Consider the following 12,322-nt stretch of genomic DNA (forward strand, 5'->3'; position numbering starts at 1 on the left):
AACCGGGAAGATCAGTTCTGCGGCTGGGACAGCTGGAGGAACTCGTTCTGCTCACGGTCGTAGCGCTGGGTCAGCCCGTTGCCGTAGCGGTCCCACCAGTTCTGCGTGTGCCCGCCCTGGCGGGTGGTCGTGTCGCCGTAGACCTGGCGGTCGTACTCGATGCGCGCGTCGTGGAACTCCTGCTGGAACTGCTGGGGCGTGAGGCCCTGCGCGTGCTGGACCGCCGCGTCGTTGATCGTGCGCGAGCTCTGGACGATGTCGTCGCCCGCCATGTGGTTGATGATCGCGCGGACCCCGCCGGCGCCGCGCATGTGCGCGCCGGACATGACCGCGGCCTGCGCGCCGGGGTCGGTGAAGTTGAGCGCGCCCGCCGTCCGGGCGTTCGCGGTCATCAGGTCGGACACGACGGCGCGCTCCTCGGCGCTGCCGATGCCGTACTGCTCGCGCGCGGCGATGATCCGGTCGTAGCCGTTGTGCATGTTCTGCCGGAAGCCGTAGGCTTCGGGCACGCCGCCCTGCTCGCCGGTCGCGCCTTCGGAGCGCATGATCGAGTCGACGACCCGCGGGTCCAGCTGCGGTGGCGCCGCCGCGGCCGCCGCTCCCCCGCCGCCCTGCGCGGTGGTGGCGGTCTGGCCGCCGCCGTAGGCCTGCGCGACGTCGGTGTCGGCGGCGTTGTACCCGTTCGCGGCCGTCTGGACGTTCTGGTTCACGTTCGTGATGAGGCTGAGGAACTTCTGCAGCGCGCTGCCGAGCGAGGAGTGCAGCGCCGAGTTCGCGGCGGCGACCCCGCTGCCGATGCCGGCGAACGACAGCGCGTCCAGCACCAGGCCTTCCAGGTCGCGGGTCGTCGACAGGAAGGACGACCCGACGTCCTCGACCGCCTTGACGACCGTCCCCATTTCCGCCGTCTCGGCGTGGTAGGCCCCGGCACCCATGGTCTGCTCCCTCCGGACTCCGGCGTGACGGGACCGAGAATTCCCCACGGCGGCGCGGCGCTCCACGGCCGAATTACCCACTGCGGTCAAATCACCTGCCGTTAATCTTGAGTTCACCCCGGAGACATCTGCGGTGGCATTAACCCAGGCATGACTACGCAGACGCTCGACACGATCGCGTCCGAACAGCTCGACCTCCAGCTGCACGTGGTCGAGGACCGCCTGAACGCGGACTACACGAGCCTGGACCGCCCGTCGGTGCACGCCCTCGTCGAACGGGAGCGGCAGCGGTTCGACGAGGCGCGGATCCACGCGTTCGTCCCGATCCTCGTCGAGCGGGCCGTCCGTGACTCGCTGCGGGAGCCGAGCGGCAAGCACCGGCGCTAAAGTCGGGAGATGGACAAACCGCAGGACGATCCGAACGTCGTGGACGGCGAGATCGTCGACGAGACACCGACCGCCGCCCTCGCGGTGCCTTCGCCGGCGCTGCCGGACCCGGACTACAGCGAGGGCGGCGTGCCCAGCTTCGACTTCGTCCGCGACAAGATCGAAAACCGCTACACGACGTCGGTCGGGGCGAGCGAAGTGGCCGGCCTGGGCACGGACAACACGGTCGAGACGCTGGACAAGCAGATCGCCGACCGTGACCAGGCCGCCAAGGACCGGCTGGCCGAGATCCGCCGGTCGATGCGGGGCGAATAACCGCGCCTCAGCCGAAGATGGCGACCGGATCACCGGTGTACCAGGCGTTGGTGATGACGACCCGCCGCAGCACCCAGCGGTCGCCGTCGCGGACCAGGTCGGCCTTGTAGCGGTTCTTCAGCAGGGCGTGCGTGCCGTGGTCGGCGCTCAGCAGATGCTGGGCCTCGACCATCGCGGTCAGCCGGGCGGTGTCGCCGGTGACGCGGACGCGCTCGTTCGTCACCTGGTGGGTCGTGTCGACCCGGCCCTCGAACAGCGCCAGGATGGTGTCGACGATCGTGTCCCGGCCGGTCATCGGCGTCGGCTCGGCACCCCAGCGGGCGGCCGCCGGCCGGAAGTCGACCTCGGCGTCGGCGGCGAAGGACGACGCGAAGAGCTCGCGGTCCTTGAGGTCCTGGCCGAGGCCGAAGCGGTACAGGGCGTCGATGATCTCGACGCGGTCGTGCAAGTCGGTGTTCATGGCCTCCAGCCTCGGGCGGTCCGGCAAGTCGATCAACGTGGTCCTGTGTCACGATCGTCAAGCAGGACTTGACGATGGGGGTCGGCCGTGCCGGAGTCGCGGGAACTGGAGGCGTTCCTGGTGCTGGCCGAGGAGCTGCACTTCGGCCGCACGGCGGAGCGGCTGCACGTGTCGACCGCGCAGGTCAGCCTGACGATCCGGAAGCTGGAACGGCGGATCGGCGTGCCGCTGTTCACCCGGACCAGCCGCCGCGTCGAGCTGACGCCGGTGGGGCGGCAGCTGCTCGCCGACCTCGGGCCGGCCTGGGCGGCGGTCGAAACGGCCGTGGCCAAGGCGGTCGAAGCCGGCCGCGGGGTCACGGGCACGCTGCGCGTGGCGTTCGGCGACGCGGCGGGCGGGCAGCTCCTGGCGGGCGTCGCGGAGCTGTTCCGGAAGCGGGAGCCGGGGTGCCGAGTCGAGTTCCGCGAGGTGCGACCGGCGGAGGTCCTGCCGTGGCTGCGCGACGGCGAGGTGGACGTCGTGCTGGCCGGGCTCCCGCTCGACGGTCCCGATCTGGTCACCGGCCCGGTCCTGGTGCGCGAGCTGCGTTTCCTGGCCGTCGCGGCCGGACATCCGTTCGCGCGCCGGGAGTCCGTGCCGGTCGCGGACCTGGCGCGGGTGCCGGTGCTGCGGTGCGCGCTGCCGGACCCGTGGCTCGACGAACACGCGCCGGACGCGGAGATCCGGCCGTCGGCGGGCCTGCAGGAGCTGCTGACCCTGGCGGGCGCCGGCGAGGGTGTGCTCCCGGTGGGCGCGCACCTCCGGCGGTACTACCCGCGGCCGGACGTCGTGTACGTGCCGCTGAGCGACGCACCACGGCTGGAGTGGGGACTCGTGTGGCGGGCCGGGGCGGCGACCGCGCGAGTACGCGCTTTCACGGCGGCTGCGGTGGAGTTGGTGCGCGAGCCCGCCTGAGTCAGGATGGGGGCAACGAGGTCAAGCCCGCAGCGAGCCAGCCTGAGTCAGCGGCCGATCGGTCAAGCCGGTAGCCAGCGCATCTCCTCCGGCTGGCTCGCGGCGATCGCCTCCAGCCGGTTCGGGTAGACCGGCACCACACCCGCGAACCCCGCCCGCCGCACCACTCGCTCGACCACTCCGCCCGGCGGCACGACCAGGCATCCCGCGACCCCGCGCACCTGACAGCGCCGCACCCCCTCGAACAGCGACCACGCCCCGCGAGCCGAGAGGAACGTGAGCGCGGTCAGGTCGACGGCCAGCAGGTGCGGGCTCGGCAGCGCGCAGATGGCGGTGTCGAGCACCGTCGTCCAGCGCAGCACCGACGTGATGTCCAGCTCACCGCGCACCTCGACGACCAGCACTCCCGCGGCCCGTTCCGCACAGGTTCCGTCCTGGTCGCGCATCGCGCGCCTCCTCGAGGGCAGGGTCGGGGCCACCGCGGACCATGGTCCCACCCCGGGACTCCGGGCACCCGCTGTGCCGCGAGGAGCCACGCGGACGGCTCAGCCGGCGCGGCCGTCCGGCTCAGCGTCCACTGTGGACACCCAGGCGCCCCAGCCACTCCTGCAGCAACGTCGCTTCACCCGGCGAAAGGTCCGCCGGCGGGGCCTCCCGCAGCCGGGCGGCGAGCGCCGTCGCCGTCGCCGCGACGTCGTCGGCCGGCCGGGCCGGCTCGTCGGCGAAGACGCCGGACAGCACGCCCTCCCGGACGCGGACCGAGAACTCCTGGTCCGGGTAGAGCTCCGGCCGGGTGATCATCGACAGCGCGACGCCGGCGTTGGCCGCCATCACCATCTGCGCGGCGAGCGCCGGCGGCAGCTTGAGCAGGCCCGCGGCCGCGCAACGCTCCAGGACCGCCAGCAGCAGGCTGTGCGCCTCCGCGGCCGCGCCGGGCGGGGTCGACAGGCCCGAGTACATCAGCCGGTAGTAGTTGGGGTTGTCGAGCGCGAACGCGACGTGGTTGTCCCAGCCGTCGCGCAGGTCACGCGCCGGGTCGTCCGACGGCTTCGCGGCCCGCTTGCCGGCGAGGTACTTCTCGAACCCGCGGTCGACGACGGCCGCCATCAGCCCCTCTTTGTCACCGAACTGCCGGTACAACGCCGGCGCGCCGACCCCGGCGGCCTCGCAGACGGCGCGCGTCGAGAAGTCGGCCTCGGCCGAGCGGGAGAGCAGGTCGGCCGCCGCCTCCAGGATCCGCGTTCTCAAGTCCACAGTAACGACGCTACCAGGCGTTACCGTCGATATCAACCAGACGGTAGCGCCGATCCGCGAAGCGTGTTAGCGTCGATCCCGAAATCCGTTAACACCGATACGCAGAGGACACACCATGCCGTTCGCCAACTTCAAGGTCCCCGCCGGCACGCTCACCGCCGAGCAGAAGGAGCTCATCGTCACCCGCACGACCGACCTCTACGCCGAGCTGTACGGCGACCGCGCCCGCGGGAACACGATGGTGCTGGTCGAGGAGGTCGCCGACGGCGGCTGGGGCATCGGCGGCGACGTGCTCACCCTCGCGAAGCTCCAGGCCGGCTGACGTCAGGCCTTCGTAATCTCCGCGTGGAATCATCGGCTGACCACCGAAGTTGTACAGGTGGCAGCACCACACGAGGAGAAGGAGTGACGCCGTGACCACGTCAACCGAGAGGGCCGTCCTGGCCGGCGGCTGCTTCTGGGGGATGCAGGAGCTGTTCCGCCGTCAGCCCGGGGTGATCTCGACCCGGGTCGGCTACAGCGGCGGCGACGTCAAGAACGCCACCTACCGCAACCACGGCACGCACGCCGAGGCGATCGAGGTGGTCTACGACCCGTCGCGGACGACGTTCCGCGACCTGCTGGAGTTCTTCTTCCAGGTGCACGACCCCACGACGAAGAACCGTCAGGGCAACGACATCGGGCTGAGCTACCGGTCGGCGATCTACTTCGAGAACGACGAGCAGAAGCGGATCGCCGAGGACACGATCGCCGACGTCGACGCGTCCGGGCTGTGGCCGGGCAAGGTCGTCACCGAAGTCGCCCCCGTCGGCGACTTCTGGGAGGCCGAGCCGGAGCACCAGGACTACCTGCAGCGCATTCCGAACGGGTACACGTGCCACTTCGTGCGCCCGGGCTGGAAGCTGCCGAAGCGCGAGACGACCGCCTGATACATCCGCACCACGTAAGGCCCCTTCGCCGATCCCCGGCGAAGGGGCCTTCGTCGTTTCGGCGGCGACAAAGATCACCCGAACGGCGGTGATCCCCGCCGAGTCCACAAGGGACGGTCAGCTGATTGAATCCCAATGGTGGCGAATGTCCTTTTTGGGAAGTATTGCGTCCGGTAGATAAGACCGTACGTTAGTCGGTTGTTCACGAGGCTCCGGAACCGGATTCTGATTTCCGTTCCGCTGCACCACCTCTCGTCCCCTTTGAGCCGGCCCGGCCTCGAACCCGGGCCTGGTTCACCCTGCCCGGAGGAGTTTCCTCGATGGAACTGAGACGTCCTGTCGTCTTGGCAGCAACCGGCGTCCTCGTCGGCGCGCTGTGCATCACCGGTACCGCCCAGGCGCAACCCACCCCGAACGCCGCCCCCAGCGCCCAGGCCCAGGCCGCCACCGCGGCCGCCGGCCTGGTCGCGAGCCGCCCGGCCGCGCTGCACGCCAGCTCGGACGACGTTTTCCTGGCCCAGAAAGCGATTTCCGCCACCAACGGGCTCCAGTACATCCCCTACGAGCGGTCCTACAAGGGCCTGCCCGTGGTGGGCGGCGACTTCGTCGTGGCGACCAACTCGACGGGCCAGGTGCTCGGCACCTCCGTCGCGCAGGACCAGACCATCAACCTCGCCACGACCGCCGGGAAGGTGACCGGGGCCGCCGCCGAGGCTACCGCGCGGCAGCAGCTGTCCGCCGTGGACAGCGTCAGCCCCGCGCAGCAGGTCGTCTACGCGCTCGGCACGCCCACCCTCGCGTGGAAGAGCACCGTCGTCGGCCGCGACGCCGAGGGCCCGAGCCGGCTCGACGTCATCGTCGACGCCGCCTCCGGCAAGGTGCTCCACACGCAGGAGCACGTCATGAACGGTGACGGCAACAGCGCGTACAACAAGCCGAACCCGGTGCACCTCGACACCACGCACTCGGGCAGCACGTACACGATGAAGGACCCGGCCATCACCAACACGTCCTGCCAGGACGCGGCCAACAACACCACCTTCAGCGGCCCGGACGACAGCTGGGGCAACGGCAACGCCACCAGCCGCGAGACCGGCTGCGTCGACGCGCTGTTCGCCGCCCAGACCGAGAACAAGATGCTCTCGCAGTGGCTGGGCCGCAACAGCTTCGACGGCAACGGCGGCGGCTGGCCGATCCGCGTGGGCCTGAACGACGAGAACGCCTACTACGACGGCACCCAGGTCCAGATCGGCCACAACACGCAGAACCAGTGGATCGGCTCGATCGACGTCGTCGCGCACGAGCACGGCCACGGCATCGACGACCACACCCCGGGTGGCATCTCGGGCGCGGGCACGCAGGAGTTCGTCGCGGATGTCTTCGGCGCCTCCACCGAGTGGTTCGCGAACGAACCCGCGGGCGGTGACACGCCGGACTTCCTCGTCGGCGAGTCGGTGAACCTGGTCGGCAACGGCCCGATCCGCAACATGTACAACCCGTCGGCGCTGGGCGACAAGAACTGCTACGACAGCTCGGTCCCCAACGGTGAGGTGCACGCGGCCGCCGGCCCCGGCAACCACTGGTTCTACCTGCTGGCCGAAGGCACCAACCCGACCAACGGGCAGCCGACCAGCACCACCTGCAACAGCTCGTCGATCACCGGCATCGGTGTCCAGAACGCGGTGAAGATCTTCTACAACGCGATGCTGCTCAAGACCTCCGGCAGCTCCTACCTGAAGTACCGCACCTGGACGCTGACCGCGGCGAAGAACCTGTTCCCGGGCAGCTGCACCGAGTTCAACACCGTCAAGGCGGCGTGGGACGCGATCTCCGTCCCGGCGCAGTCGGCCGACCCGACCTGCTCGGCGACCGGCACCGTCACGGTTTCGAACCCGGGTAACCAGTCGACCGTGACCGGCGCTTCGGTCAACCTGCCGCTGTCGGCTTCGGGCGGCACCGCGCCGTACAGCTGGACCGCCACCGGCCTCCCGGCCGGCCTGTCCATCAACGCCTCCACCGGCACGATCTCGGGCACCGCGACCACCGCGGGCACCTCGAACGTCACGGTGACGGCGAAGGACGCGGCCAACAAGACCGGCACGGCGTCGTTCACCTGGACCGTCGGCACCACCGGCGGCTGCTCCGGCCAGAAGATCGTCAACGGCGGCTTCGAATCCGGCAGCGGCAGCTGGACCGGCACCACCGGCGCCATCGGCCAGTGGGCTTCGCAGGGTCAGCCCGCGCACGGCGGCACCTACTCCGCCTACCTCGACGGCTACGGCTCGACCCACACCGAGTCCGTCGCGCAGTCGGTGAGCATCCCGGCGGGCTGCCACGCCAGCCTGACGTTCTTCCTGCACATCGACACCGCGGAGACCACCACCACGACCGCCTACGACAAGCTGACCGTCACCAACGGCAGCGCGACGCTGGGCAGCTACTCCAACCTGAACAAGGGCACCGGGTACGCGCAGAAGACGATCGACGTCTCGTCGGCCGCCGGCGGCACCCTCGCGCTGAAGTTCAGCGGCACCGAGGACAGCTCGCTGCAGACCTCGTTCGTCATCGACGACGTGGCTGTGACCCTGAGCTGAAGCTAGACCGTTGAAACGGGGAGGCCGGGAAACCGGTCTCCCCGTTTCTCCGTTTTCCGGGGCACAATCGCGCCATGGACGCCGAAACGCTGCGCGCGACCCAAGGCCCGCTGAAGGACCAGTACCGCGAACACCCCGAGAGCGCGCTCATCACCTTGCACGCCGATGCCGAGCTGGCCGGGCTCGGCATCTCCTGCAAGGTCGAGACCGGCCGCGCGGTGGTCGAAGCCGGCCTGCATCCCGCCACTGGTGGCGACGGCACTCTCGCCTGTTCGGGTGACATGCTGCTCGAAGCGCTCGTCGCGTGCGCCGGGGTGACGCTGCGGGCGGTCGCGACGTCGCTGGGCCTCGAGGTCCGCGGCGGACGGGTGCGCGCCGAAGGTGACCTCGACTTCCGCGGCACCCTCGCCGTCGCGAAGGACGCCCCGGTCGGCTTCCGCGCGATCCGGCTTTCGTTCGCCCTGGACACCGACGCGTCCGAAGAGCAGCTCGCCACGCTCAAGAAGCTGACCGAGCGCTACTGCGTCGTTTTCCAGTCGCTGCGGACGCCGCCGGAGTTCGCCGTCACCCTGTCGGCGGCTCAGGGATAAACCCGGAGGACAACGGGGACGCCCGTGGCCTAGCTTGTCGGGGGTCACCGAGAGGGGAAACCGCCATGCCGGAACCGGAGAGCGCCGTCCAAGTGCGCGGGCTCGTCAAGACCTACGGTTCGACCCGCGCGCTCGACGGTGTCGACCTGGATATCCCGGCCGGCCAGGTGCTCGGGCTGCTCGGCCCGAACGGCGCCGGGAAGACCACCACCGTCCGCATCCTGACGACCCTGCTGCGGCCGGACTCGGGTTCGGCGCGGGTGGCCGGGCACGACGTCCTGGCCGAGCCGGACGAGGTGCGGCGCCGGATCGGGCTGTCCGGCCAGTACGCGGCCGTCGACGAGAACCTGACCGGCTTCGAGAACCTCTACATGGTGGGGCGGTTCTACGGCAGGCGGAAGGCCTCGGCGCGGGCCCGGGCGCGCGAGCTGCTCGCGCGGTTCCGGCTGGAGGACGCCGCCGACCGCCCGGCGAAGGGGTACTCCGGCGGCATGCGCCGGCGCCTCGACCTGGCCGGCGCGCTCGTCGGCGAGCCGACCGTCGTCGTGCTGGACGAGCCCACCACCGGCCTCGACCCGGGCGGCCGCCTCGACACGTGGGAAGTGATCAAGGAGCTCGTCGCCGACGGCACGACCGTGCTGCTGACCACCCAGTACCTCGAAGAGGCCGACCAGCTCGCCGACTCCATCGTGGTGATCGACCACGGCAAGGTGATCGCGCGCGGCACGGCCGACGAGCTCAAGGCCCAGATCGGCGGCGAACGCCTCGAGCTGGTCGTCGCCTCGGCCGCGGACCTGCCGGCCACCCTGGCGGTGCTGCGCGAGGTCGGGACCGGCGACCCGTCGGGTGACGACCACACGCGCCGCGCCGAGATCTTCGTCGACACCGGCCCGAAGGCGCTCATCGAAGCCCTGCGCCGGCTCGACGGCCAAGGCATCACCGTCCAGGACGTCGCCCTGCACCGGCCGACGCTGGACGACGTTTTCCTGTCCCTGACCGGCCACGGCGCCGAGTCCGCCGAGGAGGCCGCCAAGTGAACGCGCTCGCGAAGGGCATTTCCGACGGCGGCATCATCACGTGGCGCAACCTGATGAACGTCCGCCGCAACCCGGACTGGCTGATGGCCGCGACGCTGCAGCCGATCATGTTCGTGCTGCTGTTCGCCTACGTCTTCGGCAACGCGATCGGCGGCGAAGCGGGCGGCGCGGCGTACCGCGAGTTCCTCATCGCGGGGATCTTCGCCCAGACGGTGGCGTTCAACTCGGCGTTCACGGTCATCGGCTTCGCCAACGACCTGCAGAAGGGCATCATCGACCGGTTCCGTTCGCTGCCGATGTCCCGCATCGCGGTGGTGCTCGGGCGTACGACGTCCGACCTGGTCGTCAGCGTGGTCGCGCTGGTGGTGATGTCGGCGTGCGGGCTCCTGGTCGGCTGGCGCATCCGCGGCAGCTTCTGGGACGCGCTCCTCGGCTACCTGGTGATGCTGATGTTCGCCTGGGCCCTATCCTGGGTGGGCGCGCTGATCGGCCTGGCCGCGCGCAGCGTCGAAGTCGCACAGAGCCTGGGGCTGGTCTGGATGTTCCCGCTGAGCTTCATCTCCTCGGCGTTCGTCCCGACCGACACGCTGCCCGCGTTCCTCAAGGCGATCGCGAACTGGAACCCGTTCACGGCGGTGATCAACGCAACCCGCGATCTGTTCGGCAACCGGTTCGGCCCGGCGCCGACGGGCTGGCCGGCGGAGAACGCGGCGCTGTACGCGATCCTGTGCTGCGTGGCGATCATCGCGGTGTTCGCCCCTCTCGCGACGGCGCGCTACCGCCGCGTGGCGAGCAAGTAGTCCGAAGTGGACCTCAGCCGAGGTCCTCTTCGGACAGCTCCACGATCGGGATGACCCGCTTGGCTTCCCTGGCCTTCGCCTGGTGGTCGGCAAGGAACGGGTAGTGCTTCTCCAGCTCCGCCCACGTCCGCACGTAGTCGGCCCCCAGCAGCGGCAGCGCCTCCCCGTCGAACTCGTGGCCGTCCACCTCCACCTTGACCCGGGAATCGGCGATCAGGTTCAGGTACCAGCCCGGGTGCTTCGGCGCCCCGATGTTGGACGCCACCACCAGTAGCCGGGCGCCGTCGCGGTGGTACATCATCGGGACCGTCCGCGGTTTCCCGGAGTTCCGGCCCGTCGTCGTGAGCAGCACCAGCCGCTCGCGGTGCATGCCTTCGACCTCGCCGCCCGCGCGGAACTGGCGGATCACGCGGCGGTTCGTCTCCTGCACGTCCATGGTCACTGGTCGTAGTAGCGCGTCGTCGGGGGCTGCTGTTGTTGCTGCGGGTACTGGCGCGTCGGCGCGGGCGGCTGACTGCGGCGCCGGTGCAGCGTCCGGGCGCTGGCCGCCATGCTGTTGACGACCGCGGCGATGACGAGCCCGATGACGAGGTTGATCGCCGCCGTGGCGATCTTCGCGCTCGGGGCGACCGTGAGGGTCAGCGGCAGCACCACCGCGATCAACGTGACGAGCACCATGATCCAGCCGAAGAACTGGGACGGCGCCGGCGTCGCGACGCTCAGCAGGTGCATCAGCCCGGTGGCGAGCAGCGCCACCGCGGCGGCGACCAGTGCGTACGTCGTGGTGCTCGCGTTGCCCCAGACGCCTTCGCCTTTTGGGGCCAGCACTTCGACCTCGAAGACGCCGCGCGCGATCAGCAGCCCGACCACCGCGAGCAGGGCCGCGATCACCGCCGTCGCGACGCCGCCCGCCCACAACCGGCGCGCGTCGATCCCCGGGCGGACGTCCTGGGGCTGGTTCCCGTAGTAGTCGGCCATCAGAGCCTTCCTAGGTCGGCGGCGCCTCTCGCCGTCGATTGTCCCCCGTTTCGGCCCCGGCCGCGATTTACGCTGGAGTGCACTCCAGCTCGTACCGTCGGCGTCATGACCACCGCACAGCACAAGCTCGGCTCCGGCTTCGGCGCCACCACCACGGCCGCCGAAGCCGTCGCGGGCGTCGACCTCACGGGGAAGCTCGCCGTCGTCACCGGCGGTTACTCCGGGATCGGCCTCGAAACCACCCGCGCGCTCACCGGCGCCGACGCCCACGTCGTCGTCCCGGCCCGCCGTCGCGCGGCCGCCGAGGAGGCGCTGGCCGGCCTCGGGAATGTCGAGGTCGACGAGCTGGACCTGGGCGACCTCGAGAGCGTCCGCGGCTTCGCCGACCGGTTCCTGGCCTCCGGACGGCGGATCGACCTGCTCATCGGCAACGCCGGTGTCATGGCCTGCCCCGAGACCCGCGTCGGCCCGGGCTGGGAGGCCCAGTTCGCCACCAACCACCTCGGCCACTTCGCGCTGGCCAACCGGCTGTGGCCGGCGATCGCCGACGGCGCCCGCGTCGTCTCGCTGTCCTCGCGCGGCCACCACAACTCGCCGATCCGCTGGGACGACGTCCAGTTCACCCACGGCTACGACAAGTGGGCGGCCTACGGCCAGGCCAAGACGGCCAACGTGCTCTTCGCCGTCCACCTCGACGAACTGGCCCGTTCGCGCGGTGTCCGCGCGTTCGCGCTGCACCCCGGCGGCATCATGACGCCTCTGCAGCGGCACCTGTCGCGCGCGGAGATGGTCGAGCGCGGCTGGATGGACGAAGCCGGGACGATGCTGATGGAGTTCAAGACGCCGGAGCAGGGCGCGGCGACGACGGTCTGGGCCGCGACGTCACCGCAGCTGGCCGGGCTCGGCGGGCTGTACCTGGAGGACTGCGACGTCGCCGAGCTGTCCGACGCCGAGGGCCTGACGGCCTCGGGCGTGCGCTCGTACGCCGTCGACCGGGAGCAGGCCGCGCGCTTGTGGACGCTCTCGGCGGAACTGACCGGAGTGGACGCCTTCGGGGCCGCCTGACGTTTGCGCTTCACGGGATCGGGG

At 70.6% G+C, this 12,322-nt stretch carries 16 protein-coding genes; 10 read left to right on the forward strand and 6 right to left on the reverse strand.

Translation table 11 applies throughout. From position 1 onward, the window contains the following. Window positions 1-11: 11 nt before the first annotated feature. Entirely contained in the window at window positions 12-935 is a 924-nt protein-coding gene (locus ACZ63E_RS27475) for a hypothetical protein (RefSeq protein WP_465338982.1), read from the reverse strand. A gap of 150 nt (window positions 936-1,085) precedes the next feature. On the opposite strand from ACZ63E_RS27475, the gene ACZ63E_RS27480 reads away from it, so the two are divergent. Together ACZ63E_RS27480 and ACZ63E_RS27485 are read left to right on the forward strand one after the other, a co-directional pair. Next, window positions 1,086-1,322 (forward strand): three-helix bundle dimerization domain-containing protein, encoded by a 237-nt coding sequence (locus ACZ63E_RS27480; protein ID WP_465338983.1) that lies wholly within the window; start codon window positions 1,086-1,088, stop codon window positions 1,320-1,322. A 9-nt stretch (window positions 1,323-1,331) separates the two neighbouring features. Further along, window positions 1,332-1,637: a hypothetical protein gene (locus ACZ63E_RS27485; RefSeq protein ID WP_465338984.1), complete on the forward strand. Its 306-nt coding sequence runs from the start codon at window positions 1,332-1,334 to the stop codon at window positions 1,635-1,637. A 7-nt stretch (window positions 1,638-1,644) separates the two neighbouring features. Here the strand turns inward: ACZ63E_RS27485 and ACZ63E_RS27490 are convergent, their stop codons facing one another. Beyond that, window positions 1,645-2,097: a nuclear transport factor 2 family protein gene (locus ACZ63E_RS27490; protein WP_465338985.1), complete on the reverse strand. Its 453-nt coding sequence runs from the start codon at window positions 2,095-2,097 to the stop codon at window positions 1,645-1,647. Window positions 2,098-2,184: 87 nt separating this feature from the next. On the opposite strand from ACZ63E_RS27490, the gene ACZ63E_RS27495 reads away from it, so the two are divergent. Further along, entirely contained in the window at window positions 2,185-3,051 is an 867-nt protein-coding gene (locus ACZ63E_RS27495) for a LysR family transcriptional regulator (RefSeq protein ID WP_465338986.1), read from the forward strand. A gap of 62 nt (window positions 3,052-3,113) precedes the next feature. Here the strand turns inward: ACZ63E_RS27495 and ACZ63E_RS27500 are convergent, their stop codons facing one another. Together ACZ63E_RS27500 and ACZ63E_RS27505 are read right to left on the reverse strand one after the other, a co-directional pair. Then, on the reverse strand, window positions 3,114-3,497 hold the full coding sequence (locus tag ACZ63E_RS27500; RefSeq protein WP_465338987.1) for an STAS domain-containing protein: 384 nt from the start codon (window positions 3,495-3,497) through the stop codon (window positions 3,114-3,116). Window positions 3,498-3,618: 121 nt separating this feature from the next. Further along, window positions 3,619-4,305, reverse strand: coding sequence for a TetR/AcrR family transcriptional regulator (locus ACZ63E_RS27505; RefSeq protein WP_465338988.1), 687 nt, complete (start codon window positions 4,303-4,305; stop codon window positions 3,619-3,621). Between the two features lie 115 nt (window positions 4,306-4,420). On the opposite strand from ACZ63E_RS27505, the gene ACZ63E_RS27510 reads away from it, so the two are divergent. From ACZ63E_RS27510 to ACZ63E_RS27535, 6 genes are all read left to right on the forward strand, one after another. Beyond that, the gene (locus ACZ63E_RS27510; RefSeq protein WP_465338989.1) at window positions 4,421-4,627 is read left to right on the forward strand and encodes a tautomerase family protein; all 207 of its coding nucleotides are present in this window, start codon (window positions 4,421-4,423) and stop codon (window positions 4,625-4,627) included. 91 nt (window positions 4,628-4,718) lie between these two features. Beyond that, window positions 4,719-5,234, forward strand: a complete 516-nt coding sequence (msrA, locus tag ACZ63E_RS27515; protein ID WP_465338990.1) for a peptide-methionine (S)-S-oxide reductase MsrA — start codon at window positions 4,719-4,721, stop codon at window positions 5,232-5,234. A gap of 320 nt (window positions 5,235-5,554) precedes the next feature. After that, the gene (locus tag ACZ63E_RS27520; RefSeq protein WP_465338991.1) at window positions 5,555-7,828 is read left to right on the forward strand and encodes a M4 family metallopeptidase; all 2,274 of its coding nucleotides are present in this window, start codon (window positions 5,555-5,557) and stop codon (window positions 7,826-7,828) included. 74 nt (window positions 7,829-7,902) lie between these two features. After that, window positions 7,903-8,418, forward strand: a complete 516-nt coding sequence (locus tag ACZ63E_RS27525; protein WP_465338992.1) for an OsmC family protein — start codon at window positions 7,903-7,905, stop codon at window positions 8,416-8,418. Window positions 8,419-8,483: 65 nt separating this feature from the next. Continuing rightward, a complete protein-coding gene (locus ACZ63E_RS27530) occupies window positions 8,484-9,455 on the forward strand; it encodes an ATP-binding cassette domain-containing protein (protein ID WP_465313557.1) in 972 nt (323 codons plus the stop codon). Further along, complete coding sequence (locus ACZ63E_RS27535) at window positions 9,452-10,255, forward strand: ABC transporter permease (protein WP_465313556.1); 804 nt, start codon at window positions 9,452-9,454, stop codon at window positions 10,253-10,255. Before ACZ63E_RS27530 ends, ACZ63E_RS27535 begins: the two co-directional genes overlap by 4 nt. A 13-nt stretch (window positions 10,256-10,268) precedes the next feature. Here the strand turns inward: ACZ63E_RS27535 and ACZ63E_RS27540 are convergent, their stop codons facing one another. Both ACZ63E_RS27540 and ACZ63E_RS27545 read right to left on the reverse strand, forming a co-directional pair. Further along, window positions 10,269-10,691, reverse strand: coding sequence for a nitroreductase/quinone reductase family protein (locus ACZ63E_RS27540; protein WP_465338993.1), 423 nt, complete (start codon window positions 10,689-10,691; stop codon window positions 10,269-10,271). Window positions 10,692-10,693: 2 nt separating this feature from the next. Then, window positions 10,694-11,233: a DUF6069 family protein gene (locus tag ACZ63E_RS27545; RefSeq protein ID WP_465313553.1), complete on the reverse strand. Its 540-nt coding sequence runs from the start codon at window positions 11,231-11,233 to the stop codon at window positions 10,694-10,696. Window positions 11,234-11,338: 105 nt separating this feature from the next. Here ACZ63E_RS27545 and ACZ63E_RS27550 point away from each other — a divergent pair, with 105 nt between their 5' ends. After that, on the forward strand, window positions 11,339-12,298 hold the full coding sequence (locus ACZ63E_RS27550; protein ID WP_465338994.1) for an SDR family NAD(P)-dependent oxidoreductase: 960 nt from the start codon (window positions 11,339-11,341) through the stop codon (window positions 12,296-12,298). The last annotated feature ends 24 nt before the right edge of the window (window positions 12,299-12,322 follow it).

The organism is Amycolatopsis sp. NPDC104819 (assembly GCF_055583145.1).